Origin of the sequence: Allofrancisella heilbronnii, assembly GCF_000710735.2 — a bacterium.
Taxonomy (GTDB): domain Bacteria; phylum Pseudomonadota; class Gammaproteobacteria; order Francisellales; family Francisellaceae; genus Francisella; species Francisella frigidaquae.
In genome coordinates, this window is sequence record NZ_CP144673.1 from 1,202,432 (window position 1) to 1,222,188 (window position 19,757).

Genomic DNA, 19,757 nt, shown 5'->3' on the forward strand with positions numbered 1-19,757 from the left:
ACCAACACACTAAAGATCCTAAATCAAGTTCAGGATGGACTCATTTTTTTATTTTATTTAGATACATCTACTACCCATTCAACTCCTGAGCGCATTGGAAAGTGTTAAACAAAAGCTCTGTAATTGTCATAGGACCAACACCTCCTGGTACTGGAGTTATAGCAGAAACTTTATCTTTCACACCTTCAAAATCAACATCGCCATATAGTTTACCATCTACACGATTGATACCAACATCAATCACAACCGCACCTGATTTGACCATATCTGCAGTTATAAACCTAGCTTTCCCAATCGCCACCACTAAAATATCAGCTGTTTGGGTATGTGATCTAAGATCTTTTGTTTTACTATTACATACTGTCACTGTTGCTTTAGCATTTAGTAGCATTTGTGCTATAGGTTTACCAACGATATTGCTAGCACCGACTACTACAGCATTAGCTCCAATAAGATCAATATTATACTTTTTAAGCATTGTCATAATACCCTTTGGGGTACATGGTTGTAAGCAAGTTTTATCACCTATTTGTAGTTTGCCTATATTTGTTGGGTGAAAGCCATCAACATCTTTTTCTACTGCTATAAAATTAATAACTTTTTGGCTATCAATATGCTTTGGCAATGGTAACTGTACCAGTATAGCATGTACTTGTTTATCATTATTAAGTTGTTTAACCAATTGCAAAAGCTCCTCTTCTGAGGTTTTTTCTGGTAGTTTTATAACATCTGAATCCATACCCACTTGAGCACAGGTTTTAGATTTAGAGCTAACATAAACTTGGCTAGCTGGATCATCCCCCACTATTATAGCTACAAGTTTTGGCGTGATATTGGTTTTGTTTTTGTATTCTTGAATTTGCTCTTTAAGTTGCACCTTTAGATTTTGCGATAGAGCTTTACCGTCGATTAAAGTCATGACTGATCAACTATACTTTTAATAAAGTAAAAGGTATATATATGATAACAAATTTAAGATAAGAATGGTTGAATTTATTAGGTAAGATTACTTATTTCATTCAATAAACTCCTACGAAGTTTAGATCCTATAATAAGTCTATTGCTGAATTAGGTTATTTAATAAACAAGGCAAACTCTCATATATCCCTATTTAAGTTAACATGATAGTATACAACACGAATAATAGAATTATTAATTAAGATCTACAAAACCCTAAATCTTTATTTCTTAAAAATTCCTACCTTCTCAACCATTTTTTAATCAGTTTAAATAATAATTGGCATTTATTTGGAGAGAAATTATGCCTATCCACACGCTTTGTGTATATTTTGATAAAAAAGTCCCACAAACTGCTTGAAGTACAAAAAATTCTCCTTATAATTGCTAGTACTTGATAGTTTTAACCTTGACTTATACTCTCAAGAAAAATTAACAACATTTAGCTAACAAAAAACTAAGGAAACAAATTATGAAAAAGACAAACCAAAAAGGTTTCTCACTTGTTGAGTTAATGGTAGTGATTGCTATTATCGCTATTCTAGCAGCAGTAGCTGTACCTATGTATTCAAACTATACTACTCGTGCTAAGATAGGTTCTGAGCTTTCAAAATTAGGCGGCGCAAAAGCTCAGGTTGCTGAAGGTATCGCTAATAACAATGGATCTGTAACTGGTGTAACGGCATCAGACTTGCCAAGTGGAGCTTCTGTAACTGATGGTGTAATCTCATTAACATCAACAGAGGTATCTGGTGCTACAATAACACTTACACCTACTGCAGCATCTGGCGCAATTACTTGGGCTTGTAACGTAAGTGGTGTAACTTCGTCTCAAGTTCCTTCTAATTGCACAAATAACTAATCTCCAATATCAAAAGCTACATAAGTAGCTTTTCTCATACGAAAACTAAATGCTTTATTTTAAGTCTGATGACTAAATTGTGTCACAACTTTCGTCTACTTACTATAAATGAAGTTATATTTTATCCTATAATATATAATTACAAGATTTTAGTGTCTTGTATTTTTGGCTTTTAACTATAATTATGGATACAATATGAAAAAAACAACACAAAAAGGCTTTTCCCTCATTGAACTAATGATGGTGATTGCAATTATTGCCATCCTAGCAGCAATAGCTATTCCAATATATGCCAACTATAAAGAACGAGCACAAATTACTAGTGCTATAAATAGCATAGGTGGAATAAAAGCAAAAATAGAAGACAATATAAATAACAATATAGATATATCTACCCAAACTTACGAAACTCCCCAGGGTGTCTCAGTAATTAATGGTAGCTCATCTGGCGGCACAATTGAGGTTAACTTAAGCAAAACAAACCCCGACACATTTACAAATCCTAATGACACTATCAAACTTACTGGGGTTATTAGCGGTAGCATGTTTAATTGGACGTGCTCACATAACTCTAATGCTTCAAGTCTAACGACTAGTAACGTACCGCCGGCTTGCTCTAGCACTTTTTAAACGTTAAATATTGATAATCAACCTTCAATTTTAGTCACGTTTATAAATATCTTCTAAACGTACGATATCATCTTCTCCTAAATAATCACCAACTTGGACCTCAATTATTTGAATATCACTATCTGTAAAATTTTCAAGCCTATGAATAGACTCTTTAGGTATGAAAATATGGTCACCAACTTTATATTCACATACATTATCATCAACTGTAATAGTTGGATTACCAGTAACTACAACCCAGTGTTCTGCTCTCTTAAAATGCTTTTGTAAAGACAGTTGTCCTTTGGGTTTAACTGTTATTATTTTAGTTTGGCTTTTTTCTGTAAAATTAAGGGTTTGATACGTACCCCAAGGACGCTGATAAATTTTTCCAATCTGATTAATATTAGAAGCCATAAAATCCCAATTTCATAAACTTTTGTAAAATAAACATTAATTATTGACCAAAAACGTTATCTATTCAAGTTTAATCTGTAATAACGCCGCACCACATTCTGGCCTCTCCACCGCCTAAAGGCTTGGGATCATCAGAATAGTTATCTGAACCTTCGTGAATCATTAAACTATGTCCTTCTAACTCTTCTAGAGATTTCAGCTTTGGTGCGATTATTGGTTTAGTTGCTGTACCGTCAGCTTTGACTATTAATTTTGGTAAATCACCTTTATGACCTTTATCATTATATGGACCTAAATGCTTACCTGTATTGTCCGGGTCCCAATGCCCACCTGCTGCCATACCTTTGTTACTGCAGCTTGGATTAACATGTATATGAAACCCATGTGTACTTGAAGGTGGCAAATTATATAAATGTGGCGTAAAAATCATACCCTGAATTTCTTTATCGGCAATATATGGAGAAATAGTTACTGTACCAACATCTTTACCAGTTTGGGTATTTTTTAGATGAACAATTAGCTCACCATCATGCTCTAAATCATAAGATTTATCACTGTTAAAAAAACTACAACTTGACAACAATACTACAAAACCAACACCAAATAATTTATATCTTTTCTTCATATAGCTCCCTTATTTCCTAATTTTGCATATTAATAATACTCATTTAAATAGCTCTTTACTAGCTTAAGCAACCTACTCCAAGAAAAAGTGCTTATGGAGCACTTAAATACTAAACTTAGGCTAAACTTACTCAACCCATTCATTTACAAAAAATAATTAAATCAACAAGATTACATTTATTATTTTATGTTATTATAACTAAATAATTCCTATACTTTTTTGATAATTTATAGCTATGTCAGGTAATACGTTCGGTAAAATTTTCACAGTAACAACTTGTGGTGAAAGCCATGGCGATTCTCTTTTAGCAATCATTGATGGTTGTCCTGCTAATATAGAACTCTCTGAAGCTGATATTCAACAAGACTTAGACAGACGCAAACCAGGCCAATCTAAATTTACTACACAACGCAAAGAGCCTGATGAAGTAAAAATAATCTCTGGTATTTTTGAAGGTAAAACAACAGGTACCCCTATTGGCTTGGTTATTAAAAATCAAGATCAAAAATCAAAAGATTATGGGGAAATAAAAGATAAATTTCGACCTGGTCATGCTGATTATACTTATTTTAAAAAATATGGTATTCGTGACTATAGAGGTGGCGGTCGCTCTTCTGCACGAGAAACTGCTATGCGTGTCGCTGCTGGTGCAATAGCAAAGAAGATACTCAAACAGCATGGTATTGAGATTTATGGTTTTTGTTCACAAATAGGTGACTTAAAAATAAGCTTCAAAGATAAGGGTTTTATTAACCAAAATCCTTTTTTTATAGCAGACATAGATGCTCAAACAAAATGTGAAGAGCTAATACATCAAATACGCAAAGAAGGTGATTCAGTGGGTGCGGAGGTAACTGTTATAGCAACAGGCATGCAAGCTGGGTTTGGTAGACCAGTATTTGATAGACTTGATGCTAATATTGCTTATGCTTTAATGAGTATAAATGCTGTAAAAGCTGTAAGTATTGGAGATGGCTTTGAATGCGTAACCCAAAAAGGAAGTCAACATCGTGACGAAATTTCCCAAGAGCAAGGCTTTTTATCTAATCATGCTGGTGGTATCTTAGGAGGCATATCTACTGGGCAAGATGTAATAGCTAAATTAGCTTTTAAACCAACCTCAAGTATATTAAAACCTGGCAAAAGTATTGACACACATGGACAAGATACTATAGTAATTACCAAAGGTAGACATGATCCATGTGTTGGTATCCGTGGTGTACCTATAGCTGAGGCAATGTTAGCTTTAGTTTTAGTTGATGAGTTACTATTTACAAATGCCTATAGAGAATATTCTAATGAGTGAACACGATTTTTGGCAACTGTTAATTGATTGGGGCTATTTTGCTGTAGCTATAGCTGTTTTAATAGAGGGTGAAATATTTCTAGTCATGGTTGGTATTGCCACAGCAGCTTCTTTATTTAACTACCCTTTAGTGATAGTTGCAGCAACTATAGGAGCCATAATTCATGATAACGGTGTTTTTATTTTTTCAAAACTTACAGGCAAAAAATTTATTGAAAGAAAGCAATCATGGCAAGCACGAGCCAACCAATCTTTAAAACTTTTAGATAAATATGATCATTGGGCAATTCTTAGTATTAGATTTTTGTATGGATTAAGAACCATAACTATATTTATAGTTGGTCTTAGCAAAGTTAGTAAGTTAAAATTTATAACCTTAGACGCTATAAGTAGCTTTGTTTGGGCATTTATATACATAACTTTAGGTTTTTTTTTCGGTCACGCAATCTTAAACTTTGTTGACCATGTACATATTGTAGAATGGATATCAAGTAATAAATACTTATCGATATTTATACTTATTTTAATTTCAAGTGTCATATATTTTAGTTATAAAATAGTATGTTCCAAAGCAAAGAGGCGAATCAAATGAGTCGGTTAGATCTTTTAAAAAAAGCTAATACAGTACAAAAAGATGAATCTGCTAAATCCACTAGACGAAGTGGGATGCTAGATGACAAAGCTCAACAAAAGCAGCTGAGAGAAAAAAATATCACAACTGATGATTTTTTAAGTGCTGATGATTTTAAAAATGAGCTTACTCCATCTGCACTAGAAGATAACAATTCAAATTCTGATGATATTGATAAAGAGAGTGTTAATGTCATAGAAATAGATATTAATGACAGCGAAGGTATCAACCTTGAAAGTTCTTTCATTGAAGATATTGATGATAATACAGACAAAGAGTTAGATTCAAATGATAAAAAAACTTCTGATGATATTGATGATGAAACCGTCGATATAGTAGAGGGCAACCTCGGGGTTAACTATAGCGATGCTGATATTAAACAAGAGTTAGAGTATGTTTTTGATCACCGCGAAGATATATACTACTTATATATAAAAGTAATTAAAGGTGGTGGAATGGAAATCAACACATCAAAAATTTTACACCTTGATGACATTGTTAGGATTTCTGTAACGTTAACCGAGCTTAAAGAGCAAGTAGGATGTGAAGCTAGAATTATATCAGCATTTCCTCATAATATTCGTACTGCAGAAAAAAATGACAGTAATAAATATCATTATATAGTACAATTTATAGGTCCTAACGCACCAGAAACAGATAGAGTAATTTCAAAATACTTATTAGGTTATAAAATAAAATAATCACATGGCAAAACATAAAACAGCTTTTATTTGTCAAGAATGCGGAGCAACCTCGCCGCGCTGGCAAGGTCAATGTCATAGCTGCAATCAATGGGATACTTTTGTCGAAGAGATACAAACAGACACTAAAAAGCCAGCTAAATCACGCATGGGGTTTGCTGGCAGTGTCTCTAAAGCAATCTCTTTAGCTGAGATAAAAGGCAAAGAGCATACACGTACTTCCACTTATATCCAAGAATTTGATAGAGTGCTTGGAGGCGGTATTGTAAAAGGGTCTGTAACCCTAGTAGGCGGTGATCCTGGTATTGGGAAATCATCAATATTACTACAAATAATGGCTGTTTTGTCTCTAAAAAAGAAAGTCTTATATGTAAGTGGTGAAGAATCTCTAGAGCAAATCGCTCTACGTGCTGAAAGGCTTGATTTGCCTAAAGATAATCTTTTAGTAATGTGTGAAACGAATATTGAGACAATCGCGGATTATATTATTAAAAATAAGCCTGAAGTTGTAGTTATAGATTCTATTCAGACAATCTATAATCCAGAGTTACAGTCCATGGTTGGTGGAGTATCGCAAGTCCGTGAGTCTACAGCATATATAACTCAAGTTGCTAAACAATATGATATTTCTGTATTTCTAGTTGGCCACGTTACCAAATCAGGAGATGTTGCTGGACCTAGAGTTTTAGAACATATAGTAGATGCTGTAGTATTTATTGAATCCCAAGACAATGGTAGATACCGCCTAATGCGTACTCTAAAAAATAGGTTTGGTGCTGTTAATGAGATTGGCGTATTTGCAATGACTGATAAAGGCATGAAAGAAGTTAAAAATCCTTCAGCTATCTTTCTTAATAATGGTCGCACGAACTTGATTGGAAGTGTTATAGTTTCAGTTTGGGAAGGCACAAGACCTCTACTAGTAGAGCTACAATCACTCGTTGTCGATAAAAATATAAACCAACCGCCCAAAAGACTTTGTGTAGGAATTGATAATAATAGATTAGCTATGATTTTAGCTATCGTACAAAGATATATGCACCTTGATTTATATGATAAAGATGTATTTTTAAATGTAGTTGGTGGTATAAAAATTACAGAAACAAGTATAGACTTAGCTCTTATCTCAATAATCTACTCTAGCGTAAAAGAACTAGAGATACCTCATGATATGTTAATCATGGGTGAAGTAGGTTTATCTGGTGAAATACGCCCCATACCATACGGTGTTGAAAGGATAAATGAAGCTAAAAAACATGGTTTTAAAAAAATAATTGTTCCTAAAGCTAATATTTCCAAACTAGTAAAAAACGATAATGTAGAAATAACAGGTATAACTAACCTTAACCAGCTTAAAGATATAATTACGGGATAAATTACTATGAATCTTTTAGAAAGTCTTAACTTTTTAGATATTTTGATTATCATTTTGAGCTTGACATTAAGCTTGTTTGCAGCTGTAAAGGGGCTATTTAAAAATATAGTACTACTTATTCTTATGATTTTTGCTGTAATACTAGCAGGTATTTTAGCTCAAAAAATACAGCAAAGTTATATTAATTCTATAGTAAGTGATCCTGGCACTGCTTATGTAGTATCTTTTATTTTAGTCCTTATTGGTGCATATCTTATAATATTTGGTGTCATGAAAGTTTTCATGAAAAATAATAAAGAAAAAGAAACTTTATCAAACACGTTATTTGCTTTTTTTATTGCTATTATTCGCTACAGTTTTATATTTGCCATAATTTGTTCTACTCTTAACTCTTTTGATTCAATAAAAGATAGTTCTCTTTGGGAAAATTCCGTTTTTGTACCAAAATTAGTAAAAGTTGGCGACTATGCTTTTAACACTAAAGTGAAAATGCAAGAAACAAATCTAAAAGATTATGTTCCTAAAGAAGTTGCTGGTGGCTAACTTTCACCTTTAAGCTCACGTTGCATAAGCTGTTTAACTATATTTTTTGGTTCAGCCGATTCATACAATACTTGGTATGTAGCAAACACCAATGGCATATCAACTTTATGCTTCTTAGCTAAGTTATAAACTGCTTGAGCAGTAAAATAGCCCTCTACAACATTATTAACCATCTTTAGAGATTCCTCTATAGAATAGCCCTGACCAATATATAACCCAAACCTACGATTTCGTGACTGATTATCTGAACATGTTAATAACAAATCGCCTAAGCAACTAAGACCTATAAAGGTTTCTGAATCAGCCCCTAACTTAAGTCCAAGTTTTTTAATCTCAGCTAATCCCCTTGTTATAAGTGCAGCATGGGCATTTACTCCAAAATTCATTCCCGCAGCTATCCCTGCAGCAATTGCTAAAACATTCTTAACTGCTCCACCAATTTGAGCACCTATAATGTCTGTTGTGGTATAGCATCTAAAATTTTCATTACTAAAAAGTTGCTGAACTTCTTTGGCATATTTAATATCTTTCGATGCTACAACTACAGCTGTCGGAAGCTTTTGAGCAACTTCTTTCGCAAAACTTGGTCCTGTAATCAAGGCAAATTTTGTACCTGGTAGTATTTCATTAGCTATTTCATCAAGTAATGCATAACTGTTATGACAAAACCCCTTTGTAGCACTTATTATTCCTTGCTTAGGTAATATATATTCTTTTAATTCAGTAAGTATATTTTTAAATCCAGAACTAGGTGTAGCTATTAATATTTGATCAAAATCAACTATACTCTCCTGCCAATTAGAAATAGCTGTTAGATTGTTTGGGAATTTTTCAATATTTGGTAAATACTTAATGTTATTATGATTTTTTAGCATTTCTTGGTTATGCGACTCTCGCCATGAGCTAATCCTAACGTTATGTCCTTTATACGCTAGTTGCAAAGCCAACGCTGTACCCCATGCCCCTGCACCTATGACAAGTATGCTCTTTTGCATAAAAATAAAAACCATATAATCACTTTATTCCTACTATATGCTATAGTTGATAAAGAGTAAACAACTTATAACCAATAATTTTTAAGCAATAACTTTTAAGCAAATGGTAAAAGAAAAGCTTGTGCACTTACCTAGAAATACACGTAAAGGAGAACTTACTATGACAGATAGTAATCGATATTTAAAGTTTAAAGTATATGGCTTAGACTGTATTGAAGAAGTAAATGTCATCAAAAAAACTCTAAGTAAAAAAATACCAGCGGAAAATATGGAGTTTGATTTACTTAATGGTAAACTTTTAATAAACCAACAAGATATTTCTTCAAAAGAAATTATTTCTTTGATTAAAAAAGCTGGTTTAAACGCTATAGCTTGGGATAAATATTTATCAAATGGTCAAAATCCTAATTTCTTAAGTAAATATCTACGTTTAATCACAACGTCAATCTGTGGAATTTTAATTGCTTTTGCATATTTATTCCACTCTATTGACCATGGGTTTATGCACGCGTTTATAGGTAGTGAAAATGATTCTACAAGAGCGTTTCTTTTTATATCACAGCTTAGCTACTTACTAGCTATAATATTTGGTAGTTGGTTTGTTTTTCCAAAAGCAATATCTTCTATAAAACGTCTTGATGCTGATATGAATCTACTTATGGTAATAGCTATAGTTTGTGCTATTATTATTGGTCAACTTTTTGAAGCTGCAGTTGTAAGTTTTTTATTTGCCCTTTCACTTCTACTAGAATCATGGAGCGTTGGTAATGCTCGTTCAGCGATAACTAAGCTTATGAATTTAACGCCTGATACTGCGCTAGTTTATTGCTGTAATGACAAACAATTTGAAGAAAAGCCTATAGCAGAAATCAATGTAGGCAAAAGAATACTTATAAAACCAGGTCAAAAAGTTGCTCTTGATGGAATTATTATTAAAGGTAGTAGCTTTATAAATCAAGCTCCAATAACTGGTGAGTCGATCCCTGTAGAAAAACAAATTGAAGATGAAGTTTTTGCTGGGAGTATAAATGGAAACTCTGCTATTGAAATAAAAACAACAAAAACTGCTGATAACTCATCAATAGCAAAAATTATTCAAGCTGTAGAACACGCGCAATCAAAACGTTCAAAAGCAGAAAAATGGGTCGATAAATTTGCAAGAATCTATACTCCCAGCATGATACTACTTGCCTTGATAATTGCTGTATTTCCACCGTTAATTTTGAATCAGCCTTGGGTCAACTGGATATACCAAGCTTTAGTTATTCTTGTAATAGCTTGCCCTTGCGCACTAGTAATATCAACCCCGATATCTATAGTCTCTAGTCTAGCAAAAGCAGCGCAAAATGGGGTTTTAATTAAAGGAGGTAATTTTATTGAAATCCCTGCAAAACTTAAAGCTATTGCTTTTGATAAGACAGGTACTCTAACCCAAGGGAAGCCTAGCGTAAAAGAAATTATAACTAATAATAACTTTTCAAAAAAGCAGTTAATAACTATTGCTGCTAGTCTAGAAAAAACAGTGGATCATCCCATTTCTAAAGCAATCATTGATTATGCTAACCAAAACAATATAAAAATTGAAGAAGCTGTAAACACTAAAGTTATAGGAGGTAAGGGGATTGCTGGAGAAATTGGAGATTCTTACTTCTGGCTTGGTAGCCATGCTTTTGCTCATGAAAAACAACTTTGTGAGGATACTTCACTACATAATCAGGCAGCAAAACTTGGAGATGATGGCTTTTCATTAATATTTGTAGGTAATAATCAAGACGTAATTGGTACTATAGCCATACAAGATGGTATAAAGAATAATATCCAAAGTTCCTTAAAACAACTAAAAGCATTAGGGGTTGAGCAAACTGTAATGCTTACAGGTGATAATAAAGGTACAGCAAAAGCTATTGCAGAGCAGGCAGGAATTGATGACTTTTATGCTGAACTTTTACCTGAAGATAAAGTAACTAAAATTGAAGAACTTGTTAATAAATATAAAAATGTAGCAATGATTGGAGATGGTATAAATGATGCTCCAGCTCTTGCTAGATCTAATCTAGGTATTGCTATGGGAGCTATTGGTAATGACGTTGCGATAGAAACTGCAGATATTGCTCTAATGTCTGATGATATCAGTAAGCTACCGTGGTTAATCAAGCACTCACGAAAAACTCTAAATATAATAAAACAAAACATAACCTTTTCTATAGTTATAAAAGCCATTTTTATATCGTTAGCTATTGCCGATTTAGCCACCCTATGGATGGCGATTGCAGCAGATATGGGGGCAACTTTTATTGTTATAATAAATGCTTTAAGATTACTAAAATCTTAGATTATAAACTTTTATAGAGCAAATATGCGAATTACATTAAAACAACTTCAAGTTTTTGTAAATACTGCTAAAGCTGAATCAATAAGTATTGGTGCTGAAAAATGCTTTATCTCACAAGCAGCTGCAAGTATGTCATTATCACAACTTGAAAGTATGCTTGGTATAACTTTATTTGATAGGTTAGGTAAGCGTATGAAATTAAACTCTAATGGGCAAGCTCTCCTAAACCAAGCTATACAGATTATTGATAGAGTTTCAGAACTAGAATCTTTTGCTTGTGAAGACAAGCCCCTAGCTGGTAAAATTACTATTGGAGCTAGTACAACAATAGCAAACTATATACTACCAAAACATCTTGCACGATTTAGAAACCTCTATCCTAACGTAGAAATAGAACTAATTTGTGATAATACCAAAGAAATAATACATAAAGTTGAAACCTTAACTTGTGATGTAGGCTTTGTTGAGGGATATTGTCACAATGATTGTATTGAGTCAACAATATGGCAAGAAGATAAGTTAGTAATTATGTCTAATATAAACCATCCTCTAGCAAATAAAAAAAATTTAAAGATAACAGATTTACTCGAATATAATTGGGTACTAAGAGAACAAGGATCAGGAACATTCGAAATATTTTCTAAAGCAATCAAAAACCATCTACCTCAACTAAAAAAAGAAATCATTTTTAACAACACAGAAGCTATAAAACAATATATCTCTAATAGCCAGTGTCTAACATGTTTATCTCATGCTATTGTAGAACAATCCTGCGACGCTACACAATACCAAATCTTAGATACCAAAGATTTAGATTTAAAAAGAAATTTTTATAAACTTTTACACAAAACAAAATATCATACAAACCTGACCCAAACATTTTGTCATTTTCTTGAGGAAGAAAACATATAAAGCTTGAATTTTGGTTAAAAATCATCATTATATTTATTGAGTAATTAATAATTAGGAGAATGCTAATATGTCATTAGGTGTAATACTACTTATAATCGTAGCAGCAGTTGCTATATATGTTGTTATGACTTATAACAAACTAATAGCTGAAATAGAAACTGTTAAAAATTCAGAAAAACAAATAGATGTACAACTTGACCGTAGAGCAAAAGTTTTTGACTCTTTAGTAAATGTTGTCAAGAAATATATGGACTATGAGCAAACTACTCTAAAAGATATAGTAGCTCTACGAAGCCAAGCCAACTCTGCAAAACAACATGGTGATGTTAAAACAAGAATAGCAGCTGAAAACCAAATATCTGAACTTGCAAAAGGTATAAATGTACAGTTTGAAAACTACCCGGAGTTAAAATCAAACCAAAATGTAATCCAGCTTCAAGAAGAAATAACATCTACCGAAAATAAGTTAGCTTTTGCAAAACAGGCTTTAAATGATTCTATAGAAAGGTATAATGCCCATAAAAAATCTTTCTTTGCTGGTATAGTTGTAAGTTTATTTAAAAAGCTAAATGAGAACTTCATCTATTGGAATATTTCTGAAGAGAAAAAACAACAACTAGAAGATACTAGAGTGGAACTATAAATGTCATCTACAGATAATCTACATTATGGCTCTGTAAACTGGCGTGAAGTTGTTCATAAAAATACCAGAAAAACATATCTAGTTATAGCTACCTTTTTGCTAGTGTTTTTCTTGCTTGGTATATTTGTAGACACTGTATACAGATATAATGAAATTGCAAATGCCTATTATAGAGCTTATGGCATCGAACTACCTATATCAAAAGTGTTTTGGGCTCTAGCAACTTTTCAGTTAGTTCCTTATGCTACTATCATTATTTCTGGTATAGCAGTTATTTGGATATTTATAACTTTTAGCATGTATGACAAAATTATGCTTTCAGGAACTCAATACCAAGAAATCACCGCTGATGATCAAAATCCTTTAGCACGTCGTGTTTATAATGTTGTCGAAGAAATGAAAGTTGCAGCTGGCATGAGATACATGCCAAAAGTATTTCTTATAAATGCTGACTATATGAATGCTTTTGCCTCTGGATACTCTGAAAAATCAGCTATGGTTGCTATTACAACAAAACTTGCTAATGCTCTAAACCGTGATGAGCTACAAGCTGTGATGGCGCATGAGCTAACCCATATCCGTAATCAAGATATAAAACTGAACCTATTTACTATGGTTTTAGCAAATATGATGTTAATTATTATGGATTTTTTATTCTATTCAGTACTATTTTCAGGAAACACCAGTAATAGTAATAGCAATAATAATCGTAATAATAATGCAGCTGCATTTTTTATCATAATAATGATACTAAGATATGTCTTGCAAATATTCACAATATTTATGATGTTATTTTTAAGTCGTACAAGAGAGTATATGGCAGATGCTGGTGCAGTAGAGCTTATGAGAACTAACATGCCAATGGCTAATGCTTTGATTAAAATAGCTAATGATAATAAAAACCCCGAAACTCAATATAGCTACAAGCACACTAAAAATGAGAATCTACGTCGTGCTTCCTATATTTTTGATCCACTAAGTGCTGGGATCAATGGTGGTGATATGTCAGATTTATTTTCAACTCATCCTTCTATTGAGAAAAGATTAGCATCGATTGGTGTAAATAAAACCATAGGCTAGCAATTATCAAACGAATATACTATAATCGATTAAAGTTAGAGTTATCACTCTAATTCTTGTAAAAATTTCGAAAGACTATTATTAAGCCTAAAAGAGAGATAAATGTCAGAACAACAGCCACGTAAAAAATTATCATTAGATCGAAAGACGCTTACTACCAATAGAACGTCTAATATCAGTAGTAGCTTAAAAAGCAAACTCCAAAATAAAAAAGAGAATAATATCTCAAATTTCTTGATGAATGCTAACAAAGAATTATCTAATCTTTATCAAGAAAGACAAAAGCTAGATGAGCAAATAAAACAAATTGAGCAGAGATTACTTTTTGCAAAAAGTGAACCCTTACAAGACTTTTTATTTGAACTAAAAACTAAAGATTTTGAGCTACTGACTAAAATTAATTCACATATAAGTAGTTTATAATTACTTCTAAGAGCGATAATCAAATCTATTTATACTTAGTAACTCAAGGTTTGCGATATTTATATAATGGTTTTTATTTTAACTAAAACACTGTATCAAAAATCTCTTGGATACCTTTTTTAGCTAAAGCAAGCATTTTAGCAAATTCCTCTTCAGAGAAGTGTTTGCCTTCAGCTGTGCCTTGTATTTCAATCATACCACCATTAGAATTTAAAACGACATTCATATCTGTCTCAGCGTTTGAATCTTCATCATAATCAAGATCAAGTACTGGCTGATTATTATAGATGCCTACCGAGACTGCAGCAACTTGAGAGTTTAAAGGTTTGGCATCTTCAGCTATTAACCCTTTTTCTTTCATATGATTAATAGCATCTTTTATAGCTAGTGATGCCCCTGTTATCGACGCAGTACGTGTGCCACCATCAGCCTGAATCACATCACAATCGACTTTGATTGTATACTCACCAATAGCCGCTAAATCAACACTTGCTCGTAAAGCTCTACCTATCAAACGCTGGATCTCTTGAGTCCTGCCTGATTGTTTTCCTCTAGCTGCTTCTCGATCCATCCTTGTATGAGTAGAACGTGGTAACATACCATATTCAGCAGTTAACCACCCTTCTTTTGAGTCTTTTTTAAATCTTGGCACACCCTCTATTACTGATGCAGTACAAAGCACTTTCGTGTCACCAAACTCAATAAGTACTGACCCTTCAGCATGTTTTATAAAATTATGAGTAACTTTGATATTTCTCAACTGGTCATTATTTCTGCCACTTGGACGCATTTTAAATCCTTTTGATTAATTTCACACCTTTATAAGTGTATAATTATACAAATCAAAAATAAAATAAAAACCTTTAAAGATTTAAGGGATTTAGATATATGGACTTTCATGTGGATGTTGACAAATTAAGCAACTCTAAACTCTATTGGCTTAATGATGTCAACAATTTAGTAGCTGGTTTAACCCAATTTTATGGAAAAATACGTCTAGATAAAATATCTCAACAAATTTTGAACACAAGTAGTTTTGAAAAAGACCTTTTAAAAGTAGATAGTGCTTTAGTAAGGCAAATAACACTATCTAAAGATAACCTGACTATAGTCTTTGCAAGAACCATTATTCCTAAATCAACGTATGATTTCTTTACTCAAGAATTAGATAATTTAGGTGACAAACCAATCGGTAATGCTCTACTATATAAAAAAAAATTCAATAGAAGCCAATTTATTATTAGAGAGTTACCAACACACGTATTTAAAAATGAGACAGGTTTAATCTCAAATCAAAACATATACTCTCGTAGCTCCATTTTCAGCTATATACCTTCAAAACATTTAAAAATCCTAATAACAGAATACTTTTTATTTCTACCGGAGCTTACAAATGTTAAATAACAACAAACTAAGAGCTTATGCTTTACTAATGCGTCTTCACAGACCTATCCCAATATTATTAATCTTATGGCCAACACTTACTGCTTTAGTTTTAGCTAGTCATGGCTTACCAAGTTTAAAACTATTTATAATTTTTTCTTTAGGTGTATTAATTATGCGCACTGTTGGCTGTATCATAAACGATATAGCTGATATTGATTTTGATAAGCATGTTGCTCGCACTAGTACTAGACCATTAACTAGTGGTATTTTATCAGTTAAGAATGCTATTTATTTATGTATATCTCTTGCAATCATTGCTTTTATTTGTGTGTTATTTTTGAATATTTTTACGATCTTATTATCTTTTGTAGCTTTATTTTTAGCTACGTTATACCCATTCTGTAAAAGATTTTTTGCTATACCTCAGCTAGTACTGGGACTGGCGTTTAATTTTGGTATATTAATGGCATTTTCAGCAATACAAGATAAACTACCTTTTGAAGCTTGGATATTTTATCTCGCCACGATATTTTGGACTGTTGCCTACGATACTATCTATGCTTTAGCTGATAGAGAGTATGACTTAAAAATAGGTATTAATTCTTCAGCTGTGACTTTTGGCAAAAATGTTTTTAGACATATCTTTGCATTTAACTTTTTAGCTTTAGCTTTTTTGATAATACTAGGAATTTACTGTGATTTTAATAGCATATTCTATATAGGGATCATTATTTGTGGATTTTTCTTTATTAGAAATTATTTTATTTATAAAAAGTTAGGAATATCCAACTGCATCAAAGCTTTTTCAGATAACCATTGGGTTGGCTTTATAATATTTGTAGCTATAATCACTCAATACTAATTTAGTAGCTAAGACACACCTAATTTTGATATTTGGAGCTGTACTAGAGTTTGAGTTTATATCAGTAGCCCTTGGTGATTATATTTATCTTTCTCTACCCTCAGTTAACTTATCGAGAGCTAATTTACTTTCATTACGCTTAACTTCGCATATCAATACTTTTTATCAATATCATTCTACGCAAAGTGGGACTGTTACAAGCTGGAATTAGATCGGTGGTAAAACCAATACTAAGGCATTTATAGTCATAATCTTGTCCAAGCGTTATCATATACTTCCTTTTGATTTCTTAAATCACAGTAGTTATTTGTAGTCACTTCAATATTAGTCAGCTTATCAGTTAAAAGTTTTTTTTCATTTATGTAGTGTTTAGCTAACGCTATACAGTACAAGTACTTTAATTGATCTTTTTTAAAATTCTCTATCAATTCATTGGTTGATGATTTATTAATATCATCGATTCTAAAATTCATAACTATAATTGGATTATCTAGAGCTTGTATTTTGAAATAATATGTACCATATTTCACAACATCACAATAGTGACAATTACCACCCAAATCATAATGTTTTTTATATTCATACTTATAATTTAATAATTTAAATGGCTGATTATATTCTTGTTTAAGGAGTTGCATAACTTCTTGCATAACTTGTTCTTGTTGCTGTTTTGTTGCTTTATCACTAAGCTTATTACCTAGCCATAATGATTTAGCACATGATGTGAGCAACATAATACTTAATAACAAAGTTAAAATAAAAAACTTTTTTGAAATCTTAGTTATCATCCTTAAATGCCTCTCTAAAACTTTGTATATCTTTATAATTTGCTGAAAACTTAAATATTTTTACATTTTTCTTATCGATCTGATTAGGAATTAAGTCACCGTTCTCAGCATATGCATTATACCTATACCAACTTATCTTATGTATAGTTAACCTTCTTAACAACTCAAATAAAAACTGTGGTACAGCTATTAATCCACTTGTTTGCTGTGGTATATAGTTATAGTAATTATTATTAATGTTTGTTGTTAACTTTATTGAATCACCTATTTGTGCTGACAACTCAGCTATTATATCGCCTTGCCTTATAAAATTCTTAATATTGTTTGCTATAAATTTAGCATTTCTTTGATACTTATGGATTAATCTGTCACTTAGTTCTTGCCAACTATTACATTTCCACTCTATACCCACATTACATACTTGAGAACGAAAACCCTTCCATAAGTTAATATCAGAATAATAATATTTATTTTTAAACCTAAAGCCAAAACTTGGATCAACCTCTGACTTAGTCCCAAAAGGCTCAAAACACTTAGTAGGTGCTAAGCTTAAGCCTTTTTTATAATCAAAAAATCTTATGCTTTGGATTTGCGCTATTGAGCCACCTAAACTATGACCGCTAAAACCGATACTTCTTACTTGGTATTTAGCTAATATCTCCTCTGTAAATTTTATACCTGCTATCATATGCGGGATGATTTCAGGACTTGGTATTAATTTACCGTGACCCATTTTTAAATCTGACCAATAATCCCAGGCTTTGTCAGTACCTCTATTAATAACATAAATACCTTTATTCTCTTTATCATTAACATTCGCCACTACAATTGCATAATAACTTGGTGCTGTACCAAAAAAACTTGATTGGCTCCTTGATACAAAATCTAAACTTGTAGCTACTAACTTATATTTTGCTAATACTGGATAGTAATGATGAGGGTATTGTTCTAAAGCATCTTTTACATCTGAAGATAAAAAAGTCGTAGAAATTTTATTTAAAGTTTTTTTATCTAGGTTATAAATAAGATTCGAAATAGTTTTTTCTTTCCCTGCTCTATTATTAACAATATTCTCCAGCATCATACTCTCATACACCAACTCACAAAGCACACTCGCATCTTTATCTGGCAAGTTTGTTAATATTTTATTTTCATAATGATCTATAGTTATATCATTATTATTCTCATGTGGGTGAAAACTCATTAAACACCGCCAACACATTTATTAGTTTTAAATTATTTATACATAAGATTAAATAAAAATACAAGAGTTATAATTATTTTTAGTTTAATTTTATGAATATTTTGCATCTGTAAAGTTTCACAGCGTTATGACTATTAGTGAAGCTATTTAGATATAAAACACTATAAGAAACAAAAGAGAGGCTTATATCCAATTTAATAACATTAAATCCTCAACTCTTTCAAATTCTTTAATGTTATTAGTTGCTAATGGTATGTTCAAAGATTTAGCATGGGCCGCAATAAATAAATCATTTGCCCCAAGCATTCCACCTGATTTCTTCTAAGTCAGCTCTTATTCTACCATATTCAATGGGGGTGTTGAAATCTAATTTCTTAGCAACATTTTTAAAATTCCAATCGATACAAATTTACGATAAATATGATTTCTCGGTACTAAGTCATTAAGATTTATCATTTATATTTGATTCATAGCTAAATAAATTTCAAGTAACTTTTATTGTATACTTTTTGGAAGATTTTCAGTTTATCATGTTTCAATGTTCTAAAAGCATTCTCAAAATAAATTCTCCCAAAGTTTTAGAGATTTCAATAATGGTATCTACACTGAACAATAAAAAGAGTATAATTATCGATTTTATAGACTAACCTATGTTCTCTATCTATTCTTCTTGACCAAAATCCTGATAAATCATATTTTAATGGTTCAGGATTGCCCGTGCCTTCAAAAGGGCTTCTTTTTACTTCCTTAATTAAACTATTTATTTTTTTTATTATTTTTTTGTCATAACTTTGCCAATATAAATACTCTTCCCATGCTTCATCTGTAAATAAGAGTTTCATTCTAACAGCTCACGTTCTTTGATTTTACCATCTTCTAAAGAGCTTATAGATTTTCTTAATCTCTCAGCATTCTTAGGACTACGCATTAAGTACGAAGTTTCCTCGTATGAGTTAAAATCATCTAAAGAAATTAAAACTGCATTTGAACCATTTTTTCTGGTTATTATAAGTGGCTCATGATTTTCATTAACAAAATCTAGCATACTGGATAATTTTTCTCTAAAGAAAGAATATGTAGCTGTTTTCATAATTAATACCTTTAAA

General features: G+C 31.9%; 24 protein-coding genes. 14 read left to right on the forward strand and 10 right to left on the reverse strand.

The window, feature by feature from the left end:
• Positions 1-70: 70 nt before the first annotated feature.
• Positions 71-919: a bifunctional methylenetetrahydrofolate dehydrogenase/methenyltetrahydrofolate cyclohydrolase FolD gene (folD, locus tag FRA_RS05580; RefSeq protein ID WP_035719750.1), complete on the reverse strand. Its 849-nt coding sequence runs from the start codon at positions 917-919 to the stop codon at positions 71-73.
• A 510-nt stretch (positions 920-1,429) separates the two neighbouring features.
• Here folD and FRA_RS05585 point away from each other — a divergent pair.
• Both FRA_RS05585 and FRA_RS05590 read left to right on the forward strand, forming a co-directional pair.
• A complete protein-coding gene (locus FRA_RS05585) occupies positions 1,430-1,819 on the forward strand; it encodes a pilin (RefSeq protein WP_035719752.1) in 390 nt (129 codons plus the stop codon).
• A gap of 195 nt (positions 1,820-2,014) precedes the next feature.
• Complete coding sequence (locus tag FRA_RS05590) at positions 2,015-2,449, forward strand: pilin (protein ID WP_035719754.1); 435 nt, start codon at positions 2,015-2,017, stop codon at positions 2,447-2,449.
• A gap of 30 nt (positions 2,450-2,479) precedes the next feature.
• Here FRA_RS05590 and FRA_RS05595 read toward each other — a convergent pair whose 3' ends face one another.
• Both FRA_RS05595 and FRA_RS05600 read right to left on the reverse strand, forming a co-directional pair.
• Positions 2,480-2,845 carry a phosphomannose isomerase type II C-terminal cupin domain gene (locus FRA_RS05595; RefSeq protein ID WP_035719756.1) on the reverse strand — a complete coding sequence of 122 codons (366 nt, stop codon included), beginning with the start codon at positions 2,843-2,845 and terminating at the stop codon, positions 2,480-2,482.
• A 70-nt stretch (positions 2,846-2,915) separates the two neighbouring features.
• Complete coding sequence (locus tag FRA_RS05600) at positions 2,916-3,470, reverse strand: superoxide dismutase family protein (RefSeq protein ID WP_035719759.1); 555 nt, start codon at positions 3,468-3,470, stop codon at positions 2,916-2,918.
• 235 nt (positions 3,471-3,705) lie between these two features.
• Between FRA_RS05600 and aroC the strand changes: the two genes are divergently transcribed.
• From aroC to FRA_RS05625, 5 genes are read left to right on the forward strand one after another with little or no spacing between them, the layout of a single operon-like run.
• The gene (gene aroC / locus FRA_RS05605) at positions 3,706-4,776 is read left to right on the forward strand and encodes a chorismate synthase (RefSeq protein WP_035719761.1); all 1,071 of its coding nucleotides are present in this window, start codon (positions 3,706-3,708) and stop codon (positions 4,774-4,776) included.
• Positions 4,769-5,368 carry a DedA family protein gene (locus FRA_RS05610; protein WP_035719977.1) on the forward strand — a complete coding sequence of 200 codons (600 nt, stop codon included), beginning with the start codon at positions 4,769-4,771 and terminating at the stop codon, positions 5,366-5,368. Before aroC ends, FRA_RS05610 begins: the two co-directional genes overlap by 8 nt.
• Positions 5,365-6,108: a PilZ domain-containing protein gene (locus tag FRA_RS05615; RefSeq protein WP_035719763.1), complete on the forward strand. Its 744-nt coding sequence runs from the start codon at positions 5,365-5,367 to the stop codon at positions 6,106-6,108. The genes FRA_RS05610 and FRA_RS05615 overlap by 4 nt, the downstream gene beginning before the upstream one ends.
• A 4-nt stretch (positions 6,109-6,112) precedes the next feature.
• Entirely contained in the window at positions 6,113-7,483 is a 1,371-nt protein-coding gene (gene radA, locus FRA_RS05620; protein WP_035719764.1) for a DNA repair protein RadA, read from the forward strand.
• Between the two features lie 6 nt (positions 7,484-7,489).
• A complete protein-coding gene (locus FRA_RS05625) occupies positions 7,490-8,026 on the forward strand; it encodes a CvpA family protein (protein ID WP_035719766.1) in 537 nt (178 codons plus the stop codon).
• Here FRA_RS05625 and FRA_RS05630 read toward each other — a convergent pair.
• Positions 8,023-9,021 carry an NAD(P)H-dependent glycerol-3-phosphate dehydrogenase gene (locus tag FRA_RS05630; protein WP_035719978.1) on the reverse strand — a complete coding sequence of 333 codons (999 nt, stop codon included), beginning with the start codon at positions 9,019-9,021 and terminating at the stop codon, positions 8,023-8,025. The genes FRA_RS05625 and FRA_RS05630 overlap by 4 nt on opposite strands.
• Before the next feature lie 160 nt (positions 9,022-9,181).
• Between FRA_RS05630 and FRA_RS05635 the strand changes: the two genes are divergently transcribed.
• The 5 genes from FRA_RS05635 to FRA_RS05655 all read left to right on the forward strand — a co-directional run bounded on the left by FRA_RS05635 (position 9,182) and on the right by FRA_RS05655 (position 14,411).
• Positions 9,182-11,353 (forward strand): heavy metal translocating P-type ATPase, encoded by a 2,172-nt coding sequence (locus FRA_RS05635; protein ID WP_035719980.1) that lies wholly within the window; start codon positions 9,182-9,184, stop codon positions 11,351-11,353.
• Between the two features lie 24 nt (positions 11,354-11,377).
• The gene (locus FRA_RS05640) at positions 11,378-12,265 is read left to right on the forward strand and encodes a LysR substrate-binding domain-containing protein (RefSeq protein ID WP_035719768.1); all 888 of its coding nucleotides are present in this window, start codon (positions 11,378-11,380) and stop codon (positions 12,263-12,265) included.
• A 67-nt stretch (positions 12,266-12,332) separates the two neighbouring features.
• On the forward strand, positions 12,333-12,908 hold the full coding sequence (locus tag FRA_RS05645) for a LemA family protein (protein ID WP_035719769.1): 576 nt from the start codon (positions 12,333-12,335) through the stop codon (positions 12,906-12,908).
• The gene (htpX, locus tag FRA_RS05650; protein WP_035719770.1) at positions 12,909-13,988 is read left to right on the forward strand and encodes a zinc metalloprotease HtpX; all 1,080 of its coding nucleotides are present in this window, start codon (positions 12,909-12,911) and stop codon (positions 13,986-13,988) included. It begins immediately after the preceding gene.
• 102 nt (positions 13,989-14,090) lie between these two features.
• On the forward strand, positions 14,091-14,411 hold the full coding sequence (locus tag FRA_RS05655; protein ID WP_035719771.1) for a hypothetical protein: 321 nt from the start codon (positions 14,091-14,093) through the stop codon (positions 14,409-14,411).
• A gap of 82 nt (positions 14,412-14,493) precedes the next feature.
• On the opposite strand, the gene rph is transcribed toward FRA_RS05655, so the two are convergent.
• Complete coding sequence (gene rph / locus FRA_RS05660) at positions 14,494-15,201, reverse strand: ribonuclease PH (protein ID WP_035719772.1); 708 nt, start codon at positions 15,199-15,201, stop codon at positions 14,494-14,496.
• 98 nt (positions 15,202-15,299) lie between these two features.
• On the opposite strand from rph, the gene FRA_RS05665 reads away from it, so the two are divergent.
• Positions 15,300-15,815: a chorismate--pyruvate lyase family protein gene (locus tag FRA_RS05665; RefSeq protein ID WP_035719773.1), complete on the forward strand. Its 516-nt coding sequence runs from the start codon at positions 15,300-15,302 to the stop codon at positions 15,813-15,815.
• Positions 15,805-16,659, forward strand: coding sequence for a 4-hydroxybenzoate octaprenyltransferase (gene ubiA, locus FRA_RS05670; protein WP_035719775.1), 855 nt, complete (start codon positions 15,805-15,807; stop codon positions 16,657-16,659). Before FRA_RS05665 ends, ubiA begins: the two co-directional genes overlap by 11 nt.
• Positions 16,660-16,904: 245 nt before the next feature.
• Here ubiA and FRA_RS05675 read toward each other — a convergent pair whose 3' ends face one another.
• The 5 genes from FRA_RS05675 to FRA_RS05695 all read right to left on the reverse strand — a co-directional run bounded on the left by FRA_RS05675 (position 16,905) and on the right by FRA_RS05695 (position 19,741).
• Positions 16,905-17,447, reverse strand: a complete 543-nt coding sequence (locus FRA_RS05675) for a hypothetical protein (protein ID WP_035719777.1) — start codon at positions 17,445-17,447, stop codon at positions 16,905-16,907.
• Complete coding sequence (locus FRA_RS05680) at positions 17,437-18,651, reverse strand: alpha/beta hydrolase family protein (RefSeq protein WP_035719779.1); 1,215 nt, start codon at positions 18,649-18,651, stop codon at positions 17,437-17,439. The genes FRA_RS05675 and FRA_RS05680 overlap by 11 nt, the downstream gene beginning before the upstream one ends.
• Positions 18,652-18,834: 183 nt before the next feature.
• Positions 18,835-18,957 carry a PIN domain-containing protein gene (locus tag FRA_RS05685; protein WP_162173590.1) on the reverse strand — a complete coding sequence of 41 codons (123 nt, stop codon included), beginning with the start codon at positions 18,955-18,957 and terminating at the stop codon, positions 18,835-18,837.
• Between the two features lie 281 nt (positions 18,958-19,238).
• Entirely contained in the window at positions 19,239-19,493 is a 255-nt protein-coding gene (locus FRA_RS05690; protein WP_035719781.1) for a Txe/YoeB family addiction module toxin, read from the reverse strand.
• Positions 19,490-19,741 carry a type II toxin-antitoxin system Phd/YefM family antitoxin gene (locus FRA_RS05695; protein ID WP_035719783.1) on the reverse strand — a complete coding sequence of 84 codons (252 nt, stop codon included), beginning with the start codon at positions 19,739-19,741 and terminating at the stop codon, positions 19,490-19,492. Before FRA_RS05695 ends, FRA_RS05690 begins: the two co-directional genes overlap by 4 nt.
• Positions 19,742-19,757 lie beyond the last annotated feature (16 nt).

What these genes read in the sequence shown, in the direction of transcription:
- FRA_RS05635 (WP_035719980.1), top strand. Translation starts at nt 9,182, where the DNA reads ATGACAGATAGTAATCGATATTTAAAGTTTAAAGTATATGGCTTAGAC.
- FRA_RS05615 (WP_035719763.1), top strand. Translation starts at nt 5,365, where the DNA reads ATGAGTCGGTTAGATCTTTTAAAAAAAGCTAATACAGTACAAAAAGAT.
- ubiA (WP_035719775.1), top strand. Translation starts at nt 15,805, where the DNA reads ATGTTAAATAACAACAAACTAAGAGCTTATGCTTTACTAATGCGTCTT.
- FRA_RS05675 (WP_035719777.1), bottom strand. Translation starts at nt 17,447, where the DNA reads ATGATAACTAAGATTTCAAAAAAGTTTTTTATTTTAACTTTGTTATTA.
- rph (WP_035719772.1), bottom strand. Translation starts at nt 15,201, where the DNA reads ATGCGTCCAAGTGGCAGAAATAATGACCAGTTGAGAAATATCAAAGTT.
- FRA_RS05655 (WP_035719771.1), top strand. Translation starts at nt 14,091, where the DNA reads ATGTCAGAACAACAGCCACGTAAAAAATTATCATTAGATCGAAAGACG.
- FRA_RS05685 (WP_162173590.1), bottom strand. Translation starts at nt 18,957, where the DNA reads ATGCTTGGGGCAAATGATTTATTTATTGCGGCCCATGCTAAATCTTTG.
- FRA_RS05645 (WP_035719769.1), top strand. Translation starts at nt 12,333, where the DNA reads ATGTCATTAGGTGTAATACTACTTATAATCGTAGCAGCAGTTGCTATA.
- htpX (WP_035719770.1), top strand. Translation starts at nt 12,909, where the DNA reads ATGTCATCTACAGATAATCTACATTATGGCTCTGTAAACTGGCGTGAA.
- FRA_RS05595 (WP_035719756.1), bottom strand. Translation starts at nt 2,845, where the DNA reads ATGGCTTCTAATATTAATCAGATTGGAAAAATTTATCAGCGTCCTTGG.
- FRA_RS05600 (WP_035719759.1), bottom strand. Translation starts at nt 3,470, where the DNA reads ATGAAGAAAAGATATAAATTATTTGGTGTTGGTTTTGTAGTATTGTTG.
- FRA_RS05680 (WP_035719779.1), bottom strand. Translation starts at nt 18,651, where the DNA reads ATGAGTTTTCACCCACATGAGAATAATAATGATATAACTATAGATCAT.
- FRA_RS05640 (WP_035719768.1), top strand. Translation starts at nt 11,378, where the DNA reads ATGCGAATTACATTAAAACAACTTCAAGTTTTTGTAAATACTGCTAAA.
- folD (WP_035719750.1), bottom strand. Translation starts at nt 919, where the DNA reads ATGACTTTAATCGACGGTAAAGCTCTATCGCAAAATCTAAAGGTGCAA.
- radA (WP_035719764.1), top strand. Translation starts at nt 6,113, where the DNA reads ATGGCAAAACATAAAACAGCTTTTATTTGTCAAGAATGCGGAGCAACC.
- FRA_RS05625 (WP_035719766.1), top strand. Translation starts at nt 7,490, where the DNA reads ATGAATCTTTTAGAAAGTCTTAACTTTTTAGATATTTTGATTATCATT.
- FRA_RS05630 (WP_035719978.1), bottom strand. Translation starts at nt 9,021, where the DNA reads ATGCAAAAGAGCATACTTGTCATAGGTGCAGGGGCATGGGGTACAGCG.
- FRA_RS05695 (WP_035719783.1), bottom strand. Translation starts at nt 19,741, where the DNA reads ATGAAAACAGCTACATATTCTTTCTTTAGAGAAAAATTATCCAGTATG.
- FRA_RS05585 (WP_035719752.1), top strand. Translation starts at nt 1,430, where the DNA reads ATGAAAAAGACAAACCAAAAAGGTTTCTCACTTGTTGAGTTAATGGTA.
- FRA_RS05690 (WP_035719781.1), bottom strand. Translation starts at nt 19,493, where the DNA reads ATGAAACTCTTATTTACAGATGAAGCATGGGAAGAGTATTTATATTGG.
- FRA_RS05610 (WP_035719977.1), top strand. Translation starts at nt 4,769, where the DNA reads ATGAGTGAACACGATTTTTGGCAACTGTTAATTGATTGGGGCTATTTT.
- aroC (WP_035719761.1), top strand. Translation starts at nt 3,706, where the DNA reads ATGTCAGGTAATACGTTCGGTAAAATTTTCACAGTAACAACTTGTGGT.
- FRA_RS05665 (WP_035719773.1), top strand. Translation starts at nt 15,300, where the DNA reads ATGGACTTTCATGTGGATGTTGACAAATTAAGCAACTCTAAACTCTAT.
- FRA_RS05590 (WP_035719754.1), top strand. Translation starts at nt 2,015, where the DNA reads ATGAAAAAAACAACACAAAAAGGCTTTTCCCTCATTGAACTAATGATG.